Annotated in this window: 13 protein-coding genes; 8 read left to right on the plus strand and 5 right to left on the minus strand. The window is 60.2% G+C overall.

What is annotated here, in order from left to right; genetic code table 11:
• The first annotated feature begins 465 nt into the window (after positions 1 to 465).
• Genes J2Y86_RS18935 through J2Y86_RS18950 form a run of 4 tightly spaced genes read left to right on the plus strand, consistent with a single transcriptional unit; the run spans position 466 to position 3,428 of the window.
• Positions 466 to 1,131 carry an amino acid ABC transporter permease gene (locus J2Y86_RS18935; RefSeq protein WP_253434731.1) on the plus strand — a complete coding sequence of 222 codons (666 nt, stop codon included), beginning with the start codon at positions 466 to 468 and terminating at the stop codon, positions 1,129 to 1,131.
• Positions 1,112 to 1,771 (plus strand): amino acid ABC transporter permease, encoded by a 660-nt coding sequence (locus tag J2Y86_RS18940; RefSeq protein WP_253434734.1) that lies wholly within the window; start codon positions 1,112 to 1,114, stop codon positions 1,769 to 1,771. Before J2Y86_RS18935 ends, J2Y86_RS18940 begins: the two co-directional genes overlap by 20 nt.
• Entirely contained in the window at positions 1,768 to 2,550 is a 783-nt protein-coding gene (locus J2Y86_RS18945) for an amino acid ABC transporter ATP-binding protein (protein ID WP_253434737.1), read from the plus strand. The genes J2Y86_RS18940 and J2Y86_RS18945 overlap by 4 nt, the downstream gene beginning before the upstream one ends.
• Positions 2,547 to 3,428, plus strand: a complete 882-nt coding sequence (locus J2Y86_RS18950) for a transporter substrate-binding domain-containing protein (protein ID WP_253434741.1) — start codon at positions 2,547 to 2,549, stop codon at positions 3,426 to 3,428. Before J2Y86_RS18945 ends, J2Y86_RS18950 begins: the two co-directional genes overlap by 4 nt.
• 134 nt (positions 3,429 to 3,562) lie before the next feature.
• Here J2Y86_RS18950 and J2Y86_RS18955 read toward each other — a convergent pair whose 3' ends face one another.
• Positions 3,563 to 4,759 (minus strand): AAA family ATPase, encoded by a 1,197-nt coding sequence (locus tag J2Y86_RS18955; protein WP_253434744.1) that lies wholly within the window; start codon positions 4,757 to 4,759, stop codon positions 3,563 to 3,565.
• A 314-nt stretch (positions 4,760 to 5,073) separates the two neighbouring features.
• On the opposite strand from J2Y86_RS18955, the gene J2Y86_RS18960 reads away from it, so the two are divergent.
• Genes J2Y86_RS18960 through J2Y86_RS18970 form a run of 3 tightly spaced genes read left to right on the plus strand, consistent with a single transcriptional unit; the run spans position 5,074 to position 10,291 of the window.
• On the plus strand, positions 5,074 to 6,177 hold the full coding sequence (locus tag J2Y86_RS18960) for an efflux RND transporter periplasmic adaptor subunit (protein ID WP_253434747.1): 1,104 nt from the start codon (positions 5,074 to 5,076) through the stop codon (positions 6,175 to 6,177).
• Positions 6,174 to 7,241, plus strand: a complete 1,068-nt coding sequence (locus J2Y86_RS18965; protein WP_253434751.1) for an efflux RND transporter periplasmic adaptor subunit — start codon at positions 6,174 to 6,176, stop codon at positions 7,239 to 7,241. The genes J2Y86_RS18960 and J2Y86_RS18965 overlap by 4 nt, the downstream gene beginning before the upstream one ends.
• Positions 7,238 to 10,291, plus strand: coding sequence for an efflux RND transporter permease subunit (locus tag J2Y86_RS18970; RefSeq protein ID WP_253434754.1), 3,054 nt, complete (start codon positions 7,238 to 7,240; stop codon positions 10,289 to 10,291). Before J2Y86_RS18965 ends, J2Y86_RS18970 begins: the two co-directional genes overlap by 4 nt.
• Positions 10,292 to 10,413: 122 nt before the next feature.
• Here the strand turns inward: J2Y86_RS18970 and J2Y86_RS18975 are convergent, their stop codons facing one another.
• Entirely contained in the window at positions 10,414 to 11,043 is a 630-nt protein-coding gene (locus tag J2Y86_RS18975) for a class I SAM-dependent methyltransferase (protein ID WP_253434757.1), read from the minus strand.
• 308 nt (positions 11,044 to 11,351) lie between these two features.
• Here J2Y86_RS18975 and J2Y86_RS18980 point away from each other — a divergent pair, with 308 nt between their 5' ends.
• Complete coding sequence (locus J2Y86_RS18980) at positions 11,352 to 14,177, plus strand: RHS repeat domain-containing protein (protein ID WP_253434760.1); 2,826 nt, start codon at positions 11,352 to 11,354, stop codon at positions 14,175 to 14,177.
• 45 nt (positions 14,178 to 14,222) lie between these two features.
• Here J2Y86_RS18980 and J2Y86_RS18985 read toward each other — a convergent pair whose 3' ends face one another.
• Genes J2Y86_RS18985 through J2Y86_RS18995 form a run of 3 tightly spaced genes read right to left on the minus strand, consistent with a single transcriptional unit; the run spans position 14,223 to position 16,790 of the window.
• The gene (locus J2Y86_RS18985) at positions 14,223 to 14,867 is read right to left on the minus strand and encodes a methionine ABC transporter permease (RefSeq protein WP_017335887.1); all 645 of its coding nucleotides are present in this window, start codon (positions 14,865 to 14,867) and stop codon (positions 14,223 to 14,225) included.
• On the minus strand, positions 14,857 to 15,978 hold the full coding sequence (locus J2Y86_RS18990) for a methionine ABC transporter ATP-binding protein (protein WP_253434763.1): 1,122 nt from the start codon (positions 15,976 to 15,978) through the stop codon (positions 14,857 to 14,859). The genes J2Y86_RS18985 and J2Y86_RS18990 overlap by 11 nt, the downstream gene beginning before the upstream one ends.
• Positions 15,979 to 15,980: 2 nt before the next feature.
• Entirely contained in the window at positions 15,981 to 16,790 is an 810-nt protein-coding gene (locus tag J2Y86_RS18995; protein WP_253440367.1) for a MetQ/NlpA family ABC transporter substrate-binding protein, read from the minus strand.
• Positions 16,791 to 16,901: the final 111 nt, after the last annotated feature.

Here is a 16,901-nt window from a genome sequence, read left to right on the forward strand (position 1 = left end):
CTTGCCCGCGAAGGCGTCCTCTCAGGCAGACCGAGTCGCCTGCTTCGCGAGCAAGCTTCGCTCCTACAGAGGTCCGCGATCTTAAGGTCTAGGCCACCCTGGCCTTCAACGCCCTGCGCAACGCCACCAATAACTTCACGATGTCCTGCGGATCCAGTCGTTGCGGCACTTTTACGTCAGCCATGTTCTCTTCCTTGTGATGGTTTGGCCGAGGGAGTCTGGCCAAAAGCTGTGCGTCCTTGGAGGGCCATTTTGAAAAAAAGATCCTTCCTACAGCCAAAAGGAAAATAGTCGTCTTCCTCCTTCGCATCAAATCCGCAGGATAGTTTTTTGCGTGATATCAATATGCTTTAACGGTATTTAAATTCTTCTTTTTATACCTTTAAAGTCGGTGCCTGCGGGGTAGTTATCCACTGCCCATGGACTGCGCCACCGTCGCTTACCCAGCGGCGTCCAGGATGTTCAATGAACCTCGATTACGCTTTTATCCTCAGCACCCTGCCGGCGTTTCTCAAGGCTGTGGGCGTGACGCTGCAGGTCGGCTTCATCGCCATCGGCACGTCGTTGCTGGTGGCGCTGATCAACGCGACGATTCTGGTGTTCCGTACGCCTTACCTGCAACGCCTGGTCGGGCTGTACGTGGAGTTGGCGCGCAACACGCCGCTGCTTATCCAGCTGTTCTTCGTTTACTTCGCCTTGCCGGCGCTGGGCATCAAGGTCTCGGGGTTTGCGGCAGCGATCATCACCATGACGTTCCTGGGCGGTGCTTACCTCACGGAAGTGCTGCGAGCCGGTGTGGACGCGGTGCCTCAGGCGCAGCTGGAATCCGGTCGCTCCATCGGTTTGTCTCACGGGCAATTACTTCGCTACGTGATCCTGCCCCAAGCCGGCATCCTCAGCCTGCCGTCGCTGTTCGCCAACTTCATTTTCCTGCTCAAGGAGACGACCGTGGTCTCGGCCGTGGCGGTGCCGGAAATTCTCTATACCACCAAAAGCTACATCGCGCTCTACTACAAAACCTACGAAATGCTCGCCGTGCTGACGCTGATTTGCGTGCTGTTGTTTTTACCGCTGTCGCTGCTGCTCAGCCGACTGGAAAGGAGGCTCCAGCATGGCCAGTTCGGGTCTTGAATTGTTGTGGGTGTCGTTGCCGCAATTGGGCAAGGGCGCCGCGCAAACCCTATCGATCTCTTTTCTGAGCATTGCCATCAGCACCGTCGGCGGTGTGCTTTACGGCGTATTGCGCACGCTGAATTCGACGTGGCTGAATGCGATTTTGCGCGTGTATCTGGAGCTGTTTCGGGCGATCCCGGTGCTGGTCTGGCTGTACTTGCTGTTCTTCGGTTTGCCGATTTTCTTCGGCCTGAGCATCCCGAGCTTCTGGTGCGCGGTGCTGGTGCTATCGCTGTGGGGCGCCAGCGAGGTCGGCGAAGTGGTGCGCGGCGCGTTGCATTCGTTGCCGCGCGGCCAACGTGAGGCAGGATTGTCGATTGGCCTGAACGGCCCGCAACTCTACGGCTACGTGCTGTTGCCCCAGGCGCTGAAACGCATGACGCCGCCGACCATCAACGTCTACACACGCATCATCAAGACCAGCTCGCTGGCGGTGCTGATCGGTGTGGTCGACGTGATCAAGGTCGGCCAGCAAATCATCGAACGCACCTACGAATCCGTGCTGATCTACGGCGCGCTGTTCCTGTTTTTCTTTTTCATCTGCTACCCGCTCTCGGCCGCCTCGCGCGTGCTGGAGCGGCGCTGGACGCAAGCATGAGCGCATTGATCGAGTTCGAAGGTTTCAACAAGTTTTTCGGCGAGCAGCAGGTGCTGAACGGTATCGACCTGCAGGTGAAGTCCGGCGAAGTGATCGTCATCCTCGGCCCCAGCGGCTGCGGTAAAAGCACGTTGCTGCGTTGCCTCAACGGACTGGAAGTCGCCCACAGCGGCAGCTTGAAATTCAATGGCCGCGAGTTGCTGGACAAGGGCACCGACTGGCGCGAAGTGCGGCAGCAGATCGGCATGGTGTTCCAGAGTTATCACCTGTTTCCGCACATGAGCGTGCTCGACAACCTGCTGCTCGGGCCGGTCAAAGTGCAGAAACGCGACCGCCGCGAAGCCCGGGATCAGGCCGAAGCCTTGCTGGCACGCGTGGGCCTGCTGGACAAGCGCGACGCCTTTCCACGCCAGCTCTCCGGCGGCCAGCAGCAACGCATCGCCATCGTCCGTTCGCTGTGCATGAACCCCAAGGTCATGTTGTTCGATGAAGTCACCGCCGCCCTCGACCCGGAAATGGTCAAGGAAGTGCTGGAAGTCATTCAGGGTTTGGCCCGCGAAGGAATGACGCTGTTGATCGTCACCCACGAAATGGCGTTTGCCCGTGCCGTGGCTGACCGAATCGTGTTCATGGATGCCGGGCGAATCCTTGAACAAAACCCTCCCGAGATTTTCTTTACGAACCCGCAAACCGCACGAGCGCAGCAGTTCCTGGAGAAGTTCTCCTACGTCGCCGCACTACCCAAAACGACTCAAACAAAGGAACTGGAACTGCCATGAAAACTGCCAAGTCTTCACTGCTGCTACTCCCGCTGCTCGGCCTTGCTCTGCTGGCCGGCTGCAACAAAACCGAAGAGCCACCGAAGCCGAAAGTCGCGAGCGAAAGCCCCGCGCCAGCCAGCTACCTGGAGAAAATCAAGGCGCGGGACAAGCTGATCGTCGGCGTCTTCACCGACAAGCCGCCGTTTGGTTTCGTCGATGAAGCGGGGCGTTACGTTGGTTTTGATACCGACATCGGCCGTCAATTCGCCAAGGACCTGCTGGGCGATGAAAACAAGGTCGAGTTCGTTGCCGTGGAACCGGCGAGCCGGATTCCGTTCCTGCAAAGTGACAAGGTCGACCTGATCCTGGCCAACATGACCGTGACCCCGGAGCGCAAGGAGGCGGTGGAATTCACCAACCCGAACCTCAAGGTCGCCGTGCAGGCGCTCGTGCCGCAGGCCAGCGACGTGAAAAACCTCGATGACCTGGCGACCCGTACCACGATCGTCACCACCGGCACCACGGCGGACATCTGGCTGACCAAGAATCACCCGGACTGGAAACTGCTCAAGTTCGAGAAAAACTCCGAGTCCCTGCAAGCATTGGCCAATGGTCGTGGCGATGCGTACGCCCAGGACAATCTGGTGCTGTTCAGCTGGGCCAAGCAGAACCCTGGCTATCGCGTGCTGAGCCAGACGCTGGGTGCCGAAGCGCCGATTGCGCCGGCGGTGAAGAAGGGCAACATCGAACTGCGTGACTGGGTGAACGCCGAGTTGGCGAAGCTGGGTGAGGAGAAGTATTTGCTCAAGCTGTACGACCAGTATGTGCGCAAGGAATTGAGCGATGACACCAAGCCTGAGAGCGTGATTGTCGAGGGTGGGAAGTGGCAGGGGTGATGAGCTAAAGGAGGCGGTGTTCTTTCGATCGTCTTCGCGAGCAAGCCCGCTCCCACATTAGACCGAGTTGTCCCGGCGGACGCGGTTTGATGTGGGAGCGGGCTTGCTCGCGAAAGCGGTTTATCCGGCACTGATCAATCCGGCCAATACCACGCCGGTTCATCCAGCACCCGCTGTCCGACAATCCCGGTCTGCCCGAGGTTTTTCTCCAGCACGATGCAGTTGCATTCCGGGTCCTCCTGCAACGCCGAGATAAGCCGCCGCGCATGGGACACCACCCACACCTGACACTTCTCCGACGCCCGGATAATCAAGCGCGCCAGCGCCGGCAACAGGTCCGGATGCAGGCTGGTTTCCGGTTCGTTCAGCACCATCAGCGTTGGCGGGCGCGGCGTCAGCAAAGCCGCCACCAACAGCAAATACCGCAACGTCCCATCGGACAATTCAGCCGCCGAGAGCGGCCGCAACAACCCTTCCTGATAAAACTCGATGGCGAACCGGCCGCCGGCCAGCGGCTCGATATGCAGCCGTGCACCGGGAAACGCATCGCTGATTGCGTTGCGCAAAGCGTCGGGGTCGCCAATTTCGATGATGGTCTGCAACGCCGCTGCCAGATCCCTGCCGTCGTGGTGCAGCACCGGGGTGCGGGTGCCCAGTTGTGGCTGACGCACCGGTGCGTCGGCGTCGCTGCGAAAGTGATCGTAGAAGCGCCAGCGGCGGATGAACTCACGCATCTCCAGAACCTCCGGCGAGGTACGCAAGCTGCCGACCTGATCGAACAGGCTGTCGAACGTCGGCGTGTGTTGAGCCAGCACGTCCCAGCTGCGGTTGGCTCGGGTGCGGATCATCGGGCCGTCGCGATCCACCAGCAGGCTCGCTGGACGATAAAACGCCCCGGCCCACAGGCATTCGCGCTTGATTTGCGGGTCGAGGCTGAAACGTGACGGAATGGGTGAGCTGTGCCCGGGCAACATGAAATGACCGTTGGAATCGGGCAGCCCCAGGCTGATCGAATAACCGAAATCCTCGCCGGCGAACCCCAGGCGCAGGCGTTTGACGCCGTGACGCACGGTCGCCTCGATCGGCACTTCACCGTTACGCATGCGTCGGGTGATGTTTTCCGGTCCGGCCCAGAAGGTCGAATCCAGCCCACCCTCGCGGGCCAGCGCATTGACCACGCCGCCTTGGGCGGTTTCCGCCAGCAGGCGCAGCGCGCGGTAGAGGTTGGATTTGCCGCTGCCGTTCGGACCGGTGATCAGGTTCAACCGACCCAGCGGAATCACCAGTTTATTGATCGAGCGGTAATTGGCCACCGCGAGGGTTTTGAGCATGGGAAGCGTCCTGCTGCATAGTCGGCCAGTTTGCCTTATTGTCAGGCACACCGTGATCCCCTGTGGCGAGCGAGCTTTCGTGGCGAGGGGGCTTGCCCCCGTTCGAATGCCGAGCAGTCGCAATTTCAGCGGAGGCGGTGTTTTAAAGAAACAGCGGGGCCGCTTCGCGCCCCAACGGGGGCAAGCCCCATCGCCACAGAGATCTCAGTGATCTCTAAGCTATATTTCAAACGGTCAGGCGCATCTGTTGAACCCTGTTCTAAGCTCACAGTCGTATCGCCATTGGCACGTTCGTACAGCGCAAAGGAGTCTGCATGGCTGTTCCCGGATTGAAAAGAGTGGTTGGCCTGAGCCTCCTTGTCCTGTTGAGCGCCTGCGGCGAAAAACCTCAGGTCGAGAAGGACCGTCCAAGGGTGTTCGTGCAGGTGGTCAAACCGGCTGATTACGCCGCATCCGTGACCCTTACCGGCGATGTTCAGGCACGCGTCCAGACCGAGCTGTCGTTCCGCGTCGGCGGCAAGATCATCCAGCGCATGGTCGATGTCGGTGACCGGGTATCGGCCAAACAGGTGTTGGCCAAACTCGATCCGAAAGACCTGCAGACCAACGTCGACTCGGCCCAGGCTCAGGTCGTCGCCGAACAGGCACGGGTCAAACAGTCTGCGGCGGCCTTCGTGCGCCAGCAAAAACTCCTGCCCAAGGGCTACACCAGTCAAAGCGAATACGACTCCGCCCAGGCCGCGTTGCACAGCAGTCAAAGTTCGCTGACGGCCGCTCAGGCGCAATTGGCCAACGCCCGTGAACAACTGAGCTACACCGCGCTGATTGCCGATGCGCCGGGCGTCATTACCGCCCGCCAGGCGGAAGTCGGCCAAGTGGTGCAGGCCACCATGCCGATTTTCAGCCTCGCCCGGGACGGTGAGCGTGATGCCGTGTTCAACGTCTACGAATCGCTGCTGGCGGAGGCCCCCGAAGACAAAACCATCGTGGTCAGCCTGCTCGGCAACCCGTCCATCAAGACCACCGGTACGGTTCGGGAAATCACCCCGGCCGTTTCCGCGCAGACCGGCACGGTGCAGGTCAAAGTCACCCTTGACGGTCTGCCGGAGGGCATGCAGCTGGGGTCGGTGGTCAGCGCCACGGCGAAGACGCCGGGCAAATCGGCAGTTGAGCTGCCGTGGTCGGCCCTGACCAAAAACCTCAGCGATCCGGCCGTGTGGCTGGTGGACGACCAAGGAACGGCGCAGTTGCATACGGTCACGGTCGGTCGCTACCTGACCGGCAAAATCATCATCAGCGACGGCCTGAAGGGCGGCGAAAAAGTCGTCATCGCGGGCGGCCAGTTGTTGCACCCCGGCGTGAAGGTGGAAATCGCCGAAAACACCTATAAAGACCTGGCCGAAGGAGCCCAGCCATGAAGCGCATGTTGCTGGTGTTCGCCGGTGTGATGCTGGTGGCCTGTTCGAAAGAAGAGCCACCGCTGGAGCCGGTACGCCCGGTGTTGTCGATCAAAGTGCTGGCGCTGGACGAAGAAAATCTCGGCCGTTTCGCCGGCAGTATCCAGGCACGTTACGAAACCAATGTCGGTTTCCGCGTACCGGGACGGATCGCCAGTCGCAACGTCGATGTTGGCGCCGAAGTCGAGAAAGGCGCCTTGCTCGCCACGCTCGATCCCACGGATCAGCAGAACCAGCTGCGCTCGGCCGAGGGCGACCTGGCGAAGGTTCAGGCGCAGTTGATCAACGCCCAGGCCAACGCCCGGCGTCAGCAGGAGCTGTTCGATCGCGGGGTCGGTGCGCAGGCACAACTGGACATCGCCCAGACCGATCTGAAAACCACCCAGGCCTCCCTCGATCAAGCGAAGGCGGCCGTCGATCAGGCCAGGGATCAACTCGGTTACGTCGAACTGCGCACGGACCACAAAGCCATCGTCACCGCGTGGAATGCCGAAGCCGGGCAAGTGGTGACCGCCGGCCAGCAAGTGGTGACCCTGGCGCAGCCGGACATCAAGGAAGCGGTGATCGACCTGCCCGACACGCTGGTCGATCAGTTGCCGGCGGACGTGGTGTTTCAGGTCGCCGTGCAACTGGACCCGAGCATCACCACCACCGCCATCGTTCGCGAAATCGAACCCCAGGCCCAAAGCGCCACCCGCACCCGTCGCGCCCGCCTGACGCTGACCGATACGCCAGCGGGTTTTCGCCTGGGCACGGCGATCAGCGTGACCCTCAGCTCCGCCATCAAACCCCGTATCGAACTGCCCCTGACTGCGCTTCAGGAGGTCGATGGCAAATCGCGAATCTGGGTCATCGACCCACAGACCCAGACCGTTTCCCCCCGTGACATCAGCCTGATCAGCCGCACTGACTCGACGATGGTCCTGGCCAGCGGCGTGAAGTCCGGCGAGCGCGTCGTCAGTGCCGGTGTGAACAGCCTGAAACCGGGGCAGAAAGTGAAAATCGACGAGGACAGCCCACAATGAAAGGGAGTTTCAACTTATCCGAATGGGCCATCAAACATCAGTCGTTTGTCTGGTATCTGATGTTCGTCGCGCTGTTGATGGGCGTGTTTTCGTACATGAACCTGGGTCGCGAAGAAGACCCGTCGTTTACCATCAAAACCATGGTCATCCAGTCCAACTGGCCGGGCGCGACCCAGGAAGAAACCCTCGACCAGGTCACGGACCGCATCGAGAAAAAACTCGAGGAACTCGACTCCCTCGACTATGTGAAAAGCTACACCCGCCCCGGTGAATCGACGGTCTTCGTCAACCTGCGCGACACCACCAGTGCCAAGGACATCCCGGAAATCTGGTACCAGGTGCGCAAGAAGATCAACGACATTCGCGGCGACTTCCCCAAGGGCCTGCAAGGGCCGGGATTCAACGACGAATTCGGTGATGTGTTCGGTTCGGTGTACGCCTTCACCGCCGACGGCTTGTCGATGCGTCAGTTGCGCGACTACGTCGAGCAGGTCCGCGCCGAGATTCGTGAAGTGCCGGGTCTGGGCAAGGTCGAGATGGTCGGTGAGCAGGATGAAGTGCTGTATCTGAACTTCTCCACCCGCAAACTGGCGGCGCTGGGCATCGATCAGCGCCAGGTCGTGGAGAGCCTGCAATCGCAAAACGCCGTGACGCCCGCTGGGGTGATCGAGGCCGGGCCGGAGCGGATTTCCGTGCGCACCACAGGGCAGTTCGCTTCCGAGAAAGACCTGGCAAACGTTAACCTGCGGCTCAACGATCGCTTCTATCGCCTGGCCGACATCGCGGACATCAGTCGGGGTTACGTCGACCCGTCGACGCCGGAGTTTCGCTTCAACGGTCACCCGGGCATTGGTCTGGCCATCGCCATGAAGAAGGGCGGCAACATTCAGGATTTCGGCAAGGCGCTGCATGAGCGAATGACCGACCTGACCGCTGACCTGCCGGTGGGCGTCGGTGTGTACAACGTTTCCGACCAGGCTGCCGTTGTGGAAAAGGCCGTCGGTGGCTTCACCAGCGCGCTGTTTGAAGCGGTGGTGATCGTGCTGATCGTCAGTTTCGTCAGCCTCGGCGTGCGCGCCGGACTGGTGGTGGCGTGCTCGATTCCGCTGGTACTGGCGATGGTCTTCGTCTTCATGGAATACAGCGGCATCACCATGCAGCGTATTTCCCTCGGCGCGTTGATCATCGCCCTCGGCCTGCTGGTGGACGATGCGATGATCACGGTGGAGATGATGGTCACCCGGCTGGAGATGGGCGAAACCAAGGAGCAGGCGGCCACGTTCGCCTACACCTCGACCGCGTTTCCGATGCTCACCGGCACGCTGGTCACCGTCGCGGGTTTCGTGCCCATCGGCCTGAACGCCAGTTCGGCGGGCGAGTACACCTTCACGCTGTTCGCGGTGATTGCGGTGGCGATGCTGGTGTCGTGGATTGTCGCGGTGTTGTTCGCCCCGGTGATCGGCCTGCACATCCTCAGCGCCAACGTGAAACCCCATGACGCCGAGCTTGGGCGCATCGGTCGTGCCTTCAATTACGGCATGCTCTGGTCGATGCGCAATCGCTGGTGGGCCATCGGCATCACCATTGCGTTGTTCGTGGCGTCGGTGTTTTCCATGCAGTTCGTGCAGAACCAGTTCTTTCCGTCCTCCGACCGTCCGGAAATCCTTGTCGACCTGAACCTGCCGCAAAACGCTTCGATCGCTGAAACCCGCAAGGCCGTGGACAAGCTCGAAGCCACGCTCAAGGATGACCCGGACATCGAGCGCTGGAGCACCTACATCGGCGAGGGCGCGATCCGTTTCTACCTGCCCCTCGACCAGCAATTGCAGAATCCGTACTACGCGCAATTGGTCATCGTCAGCAAGGGTCTGGAATCGCGAGAGGCGCTGAGTCAGCGTTTGCGCGAGCGCCTGCGCAAGGATTTCGTCGGTATCGGCAGTTACGTCCAGGCGCTGGAAATGGGTCCGCCAGTCGGTCGGCCGATTCAGTACCGGGTCAGCGGCAAGGACATCGACCAGGTGCGCAAACACGCCATCGCCCTGGCCACCGAGCTGGACAAGAACTCGCACATCGGCGAGATCATTTACGACTGGAACGAGCCGGGCAAAGTCCTGCGCATCGACATTGCGCAGGACAAGGTGCGGCAACTGGGGTTGTCGTCAGAAGACGTGGCCAACCTGATGAACAGCATCGTGGTCGGTGCGCCGGTGACCCAGGTCGATGACGATATCTACCTGATCAACGTCGTCGGCCGCGCAGTGGACGCGGAGCGCGGTACGCCGGAAACCCTGCAGAACCTGCAAATCGTCACGCCGAGCGGCACCTCGATTCCGCTGCTGGCCTTCGCGACTGTGCGCTATGAACTGGAGCAGCCGCTGGTGTGGCGCCGTGACCGCAAGCCGACCATCACCATCAAGGCTGCGGTGCGCGACGAGATTCAACCGACGGATCTGGTGAAACAACTCAAACCCGATATCGACAAATTCGCCGCGTCGCTGCCGGTGGGCTACAAGGTCGCTACGGGCGGCACCGTCGAGGAAAGCGGCAAGGCCCAAGGGCCGATTGCCAAGGTCGTGCCGTTGATGCTGTTCCTGATGGCGACCTTCCTGATGATCCAGTTGCACAGCGTGCAGAAGCTGTTCCTGGTCGCCAGCGTCGCGCCGCTCGGCCTGATCGGCGTGGTGCTGGCGCTGATCCCCACGGGTACGCCGATGGGCTTCGTGGCGATCCTCGGGATTCTGGCGCTGATCGGCATCATCATCCGCAATTCGGTGATTCTGGTGACGCAGATCGATGCTTTGGAGAAAGAGGGGCTGTCACCGTGGGATGCGGTGGCGCAAGCCACGGAACACCGTCGCCGGCCCATTTTGCTGACGGCTGCGGCGGCGAGCCTGGGGATGATCCCTATTGCGCGGGAAGTGTTCTGGGGGCCGATGGCGTACGCGATGATCGGCGGGATCATCATCGCGACGTTGCTGACGCTGCTGTTTTTGCCGGCGCTGTATGTGGCCTGGTACAAGATTCGCGAGCCGAAGAACGAGGTGCGGTAAGGCGAGCGCTGCGCGCTCATCGCGGGCAAGCCACGCTCCCACAGGTTTTGTGTCGATCCCGGATGTTGTGATCGTCGCAAAACCTGTGGGAGCGGGCTTGCCCGCGATGGCATCCGAACTGACTACACAGATTTACGCCAGACACTCGCCAACCAAGGCTGCTGCTCCCGCGGCAGCCCCGCCGGGCGGTAGTAATGCTCAAGTTCCACAAACCCCGCCTCGGTCAGCAATTCCTGCCACGCCTGAAGATCGTGATACGCCCCATACCGCGGCCCATTCCAGCCTTCCTGATTCTCACCACGCGGATTGGAACTGAACAACACACCGCCCGGCTTCAAAGCCCCGTGCAATTGCTTCAACACCCGAGGCAATTCCTGACGCGGAATGTGGAACAGCACGGCGTTGGCAAAAATCCCGTCGAAGCGTTCAGCCGGCAAATCAAGCTTCAGAAAATCCTGCTGCCAGACCTCGCAACCACTGTCCTCGCGCGCCATTTGCGCAAACTTCTCCGAGCCGTCGAGGCCGACCGCGGTGTGACCCATGCGCGTGAAGGTTTGCAAATCACGACCCGGCCCACAGCCAAAATCGAGAATGTCGAACGGCGTCTCGCCCTGGATATGCCGCAGCAGCGCATCGATGTTCTGGCTGACATCGTGATCGCGCGTGCCCTCGCGAAAACCTTCGGCCACTGAGTTGTAATGGCCCAGGGTGGTGGAGGTGATCTGCTCGAGGTCGGCGGGAGTCTGTTTCATGGTTGGCTGCGCAGGCAATTGGGATGTGCCGAATATACGCCATCAGATCCGGGGCTGCTGCGTAGCCCATCGTCGGATCGCCTTCGCGAGCAAGCCCGCTCCCACATTCGAACGCGTAGTTCAGACGGGCGCGGTCAAATGTGGGGCTTGCTCGCGAAGGCGATCTAACAGCCGCCGACCTGTTACTTCTTACAGTATCGGCCCATCCAAAAAAGGCTCAGTCTTTTCTCGACCCCGAGCGAAGGACCGTCGATACCGTGAACGCTCACCAACACACACCGAAACTGTCGGTCATGGACCCGCGAGCCTTGGCGATCCGCAGCGTGGAGTATTGTCGCCATCCGGACGAGATCGTTATTGAACCGCGCATCACCCGGGAAATCTTCGATGAGGCCGGGCGGCTGGTTGCGTCATGGGATCCGCGGCTTTGGGGCGCGGCGCCGAAACCGAATCTGGGCACCGTCTACGGCTTGAGTAGCCAGTCGTTGCTGACGGCCAGCGTTGATGCCGGCTGGCAGTTAAACCTGTTGAATCACACCGGTTCGCTGCATTCATCATGGGATGGCCGAGGCAGTCAGCGTCACCTCGACTACGACGATCAGCAACGTCCGATCGCCGTCACCGAACAGGCCGTCGAAGCCCTGCCGCGCGTAGTCGAGCGAATGACCTATGGCGGCTCTGCCCCGGCATTCGCTGCGCATAACCAATGCGCGAAGCTGATCCGCCATGACAATCCGGCCAGTACCCGATTCGTCATCGACTACGGTTTGGCTGGTGCGGAACTGAGTGAAAACCAATGCTTCCTGATCGACCTTGAAACACCCGACTGGCCAAGTGAATTCGAGGCCCTGGACGCGTTGCTTGAGGAGCAGTCGTTCGTCACTCGGCACGTCTTCTCTCCCACGGGCGAGATCGAGCGCCAGACCGATGCCATGGGCAATGTCCGAACCTTTGCCTACGACGTGGCGGGTAAGCTGAGTGAGGCTTGGTTGCTGCTGGCGGGTGAGGGAAGACAACCGCAATGCCTGGTCAGCGACACCCGCTACAACGCGCATGACCAAATCGAAAGCGAAATCGCTGGCAACGGTGTGAAAACGCAAGCTGAATACGGCACCGAAGACGGTCGGCTGGTCAGGCTGGTGGCGGCGGTCGAGAATCAAAAACCGTTGCAGGACTTGAACTACGTCCATGACCCGGCAGGCAATATCGTCGAGCTGGAGGACAAGGCCCAAGCCGTTACCTGGTTCAGCAATCAGCATATCGAACCGATCAACCGTTACCGCTATGACAGCCTGTCTCAACTGGTCGAAGCCAAGGGTTGGGAAGTCGCCAACCCCAGCCACGGACCGGCGTTACCGGACTTGCTGCCCACACCGCTGGACCCCAATCAGCGGCGCAATTACACCCAGCGTTTCGAGTACGACGCGGCGGGTAATCTGATCACCCGGCACCACAGCGGTGCGCCGGGTTTTTCGATGTTCACCTCCGCCAGCAGTAACCGAAGCCTGGCGCAGCGGGACGATGGTTCATTGCCCGGCGAGCCGGAAATCAATTCAGGCTTCGATGCCTGCGGCAATCAACTGGAATTGCAGCGGGGCCAGGCCATGACCTGGGACATCCGCAACCAGTTGAGCCGGGTAACCCTGGTCAAACGCAAAGATGAACTCGACGATTACGAAGGCTATACCTACGACCGCCCTGGCCATCGGCTGCGTAAGGTGCATTTCAACCAGACCGGTCGCCTAACTCTGCGAACAGAAGTCCGTTACCTTCCCAGCCTGGAAATCCACCGACAGGCCAATGGCGAGGTGCACCACGTCATCAGCGCCGAAGCAGGACGTTGCAGTGTTCGGGCCTTGCACTGGCCCGAAGGCACCCATGCCAATCAACTTCGTTACAGCCTCTGTGACCACCTCGGCTCCAGCACATTGGAACTGGACCACAAGGCGGGCGTGCTGACTCAGGAATACTATTACCCCTTCGGTGGAACGGCGTGCTGGGCAAGTAAAAGTGAGTTGGTGGCGAAGTACAAGACCATTCGCTATTCGGGCAAAGAGCGCGATGCTACGGGGCTTTACTACTATGGTTATCGGTATTACGCACCATGGTCGCAGCGCTGGATGTGTTCGGACCCCGCAGGCCATATGGATGGACATAATCTTTATGCAATGGTGAACAATAACCCGATTAACTTCATTGATAGATCCGGGCTGGAGGGAGAGCAGGCTCAGGGCACCCGAATGTTGGGAGGCGTCATCATTATGAGCTTGCTCGCCCTGATCGGGGCCGGATTAGGTGGGATAGGCGGGAGTGCTCAAACGGGGTTGTCAGTTGGAGCCTTGGTGGGTGGTGCGTTGTTCGCAATCATGCGTTGGCACGAGCATCAGCAATCAAGACCGGGGGTCAGCGCTAGAAAAATAGAGGAGGTGGAGAGAAAGTTCGGCGAAGATATCAGAAGACTCGCACGCGGGCTCGCAGAGAACGCAAAGTTGACTGAGGGCGAAACCGGCAGGTTTGCGGATTTCGCATACGAGCGGCGCAATGCTTTAGAGGGCATAGCGGTCAGGCTTTTCACTACTCAAGCAGGGCAAACTTATGGATACGTAGGTCCAGGAGCAACGTCTGATCAGGCTTGGCAGGTCCTGAGTTCGGATAAAAATCCCGAACGTGGATTAAAGCGACTTGGCTACAGCGCGCTGTTACTTCGAGATTCGTCGAGAGAAAATTTGCCAACCACGTCGGCCCCTACCGACGCGAGCCAATTTGAGCCAGGCAGTTCGGTGTCTGTTTCCGGTCGACGAAAGGGGCGCGGCACTCCACAGCCTGGTTCAGGCTTGGTCCAACGTCTAAATGCGGAGCCCGCACCCGATCTGCGATGGAACATTGATACACAAGTGGTAGATACGATCCTGAATGACGAAACTGATCCTCTCAGTAAAAGCCTCGAGTCGACGATCGGCCATTTGCGCACCGGCCGTACATCCGCGGTCAATTGGCACCCCCATAGTGATGGGTTGTGGTCTGCAGACTTGAATGGAGTGCCCGGAAGTAGGGGACGTGGAGCGTACAGATTGATGCTCAGACATCAGGGAGGGCTTAACTACAAAGTCGAGGGCGTGCGGAATCCTCACTAGATTCGTTGCAGCAATGGGCGCGCGGGCTTCCTGCCCGCCCCCTGCTCACCGCTTGTTCAATCCCCGAGCCAACCGATCCCCACCCAACTGAATCACCGCCACCAACACCACCAGCAACACAATCACCGTCAGCATGATCTGGCTATCAAAGCGCTGATACCCGTACCGATAAGCAATGTCCCCCAGCCCGCCGGCACCAATCGCCCCGGCCATGGCCGACGAGTTGATCATCGTCACCAGGGTAATCGTGAAACCACCGACAATCCCCGGCAGCGCCTCAGGCAGCAACACATGCCAAACGATATGCCAACGCCGGCATCCCATCGCCTGTGCTGCCTCGATCAAGCCGAAATCCACTTCACGCAAGCTTACTTCCGCGATACGCGCAAAGAACGGCGTGGCGGCAATGGTCAGCGGCACCACGGCGGCCCAGACGCCGTAAGTGGTGCCCACGATCAACCGTGTGAAAGGAATCAACGCCACCATCAATATCAAGAATGGAATCGAGCGGAACAGGTTCACGAACGCGCCCAATGCGCGGTTCAGCGCCGGTGCTTCGTAGATCCCGCCCTTGGAGCTGGTGACCAGGATCACCGCCAGAGGAATCCCCGCCAGGAGCGCGATCAACGACGACACGCCCACCATCAAGAACGTGTCGATAAAACCCTGCAGCAAGCGATCAAACCACATAACCCAGCACCTCCACCTGTTGTGCCCACTGAGCGGCGCGCTGGCGCAGTTCTTCGGCGCCGACCGACGAGCCGGCCACCGCCAGCAGCAATTGCCCTAGCGCATGGCCCTGAATCCGTTCCACGCCGCCTTGCAGCAAGCGCACACGACCACCGAGGGCGTTGAACAGCGCGGCCAGATCCGGTTCGTCGCTTGCGCTGCCGGTGAATTGCAGGCGCAGCACCACCGCGTCATCCGAAGACTGAGGCTGTGGGCGCAAACGACTTTGCAGTTCTTCCGGCAACGCGTGTTGCAACGGTGCGAGCAAGGTTTTGCTGACTTCATGCTGCGGGTTGCCGAAGACTTCCCAGACCGGGCCTTGCTCGACGATGCGGCCGTGCTCCAGCACCACGACGCGGTCGCAGATATCGCGGATCACGGCCATCTCGTGAGTGATCAGCACGATGGTCAAACCCAGGCGCTGATTGATCTCGCGCAGCAGGCCGAGGATCGATTGCGTGGTCTCCGGGTCAAGTGCGGACGTGGCTTCGTCGCACAGCAGAATCGCCGGGTCATGCACCAGCGCGCGAGCAATGCCGACGCGCTGTTTCTGCCCACCGGACAACTGCGCCGGGTACGCCTTGTGTTTCTCTTGCAGGCCGACCAGTTCAAGCAGTTCACGCACCTTTTGCTCGCGTTTCTCCTTGGGCACACCGGCGACTTTCAGCGGCAACTCGACGTTCTGCCAAACCGTCTTGGCCGACATCAGGTTGAAGTGCTGGAAGATCATGCCGATCCGACGACGCAGCGTGACCAAACGGTCTTCGTCGAACTCGCCGATGTCCATTTGATCGATCAGCACGCGGCCCGTGCTCGGTTGTTCGAGGCGGTTGATGGTGCGGATCAGCGACGACTTGCCGGCGCCGCTGCGGCCGATGATGCCGAACACTTCACCGCGCTGGATCGCCAGGTCGATGCCGTGCAGCGCGGCCACCGGACCTTGCTGACCGTTGTAGGTTTTGCCCAGGCCGATGAAGCGCACGTGAGCACGGTTCAGGTCCGGGTGCAGTTCGGTCTGTTCGGCTTTCTGAGGCTCTGGAATTTCCAGTCGCCGTTGGATAGCGGCCGTCATGTTCAGCTTTCCCAACCGGCTTGATAGAGCTTGCCGTGAGCCTTGTCCAGGGCGGCGCGAACGGCGGGCGAATGCTGGTAGATGTCGACGAATTTGATCAGGCGCGGGTCGGTTTTGCTTTTTGGCTGGATCACGAACTGGATCACGTATTCCTTGTGATCGAGGCCGTCGAACAGCAGGGCCGAGCCCGCATCGAAGGTTTTCGACAAGCGAATGTAGGCCGGGTAGCCCTGGACCAGATCGGCATCATCGTAGGCGCGTACCAGTTGCACGGCTTCGACCTGAAGAATCTTGATTTTCTTCGGGTTGGCGATGATGTCTTCTTCGGTGGCCTTGTAGCCGACACCCGGTTTGAGCGTGATCAGGCCAGCCTTGGCCAGTAGTTGCAGGCCGCGCCCGCTGTTGATCGGGTCGTTGGCGATGGCGACGCTGGCGCCTTCCGGCAGCTCGTCGAAGCTTTTGTATTTTTTCGAGTAGAGGCCGACGTTGTTGATGATCCCCGGCGCGAACGGCACCAGGTCAAAACCGGAGGCGGCCTTGGCGTTTTCCAGGAACGGCACGTGCTGGAAGTAGTTCACGTCGATGTCGCCGGCGGCGAGGCTGACGTTGGGGGCGATCCAGTCGGTGAACTCCACGAGCTCGACTTTCAGACCTTGTTTGTTGGCTTCTTCGACGGCGGCTTCCAGGGGAATGGCGAACGCGGCGGTGGTGCCGACTTTCAGCGGCGCGTCGGCGGCGAAGGTGATGGAGCTGAAGAGGCCGATGGCCAGGGCCAGTGCTTTGACTGGGTGAGAGAGGTAGGTCTTTTTCATCATGAGTTTTCCAGTCAGGGCATTAAATTTTGGGTGTCTGTTCGGGCCCCATCGCGGGCAAGCCCGCTCCCACAGGGATTGTGTGAACACCCGAGAACACTTTGGGAGCGG

This window comes from Pseudomonas migulae, assembly GCF_024169315.1.
GTDB lineage: Bacteria > Pseudomonadota > Gammaproteobacteria > Pseudomonadales > Pseudomonadaceae > Aquipseudomonas > Aquipseudomonas migulae_B.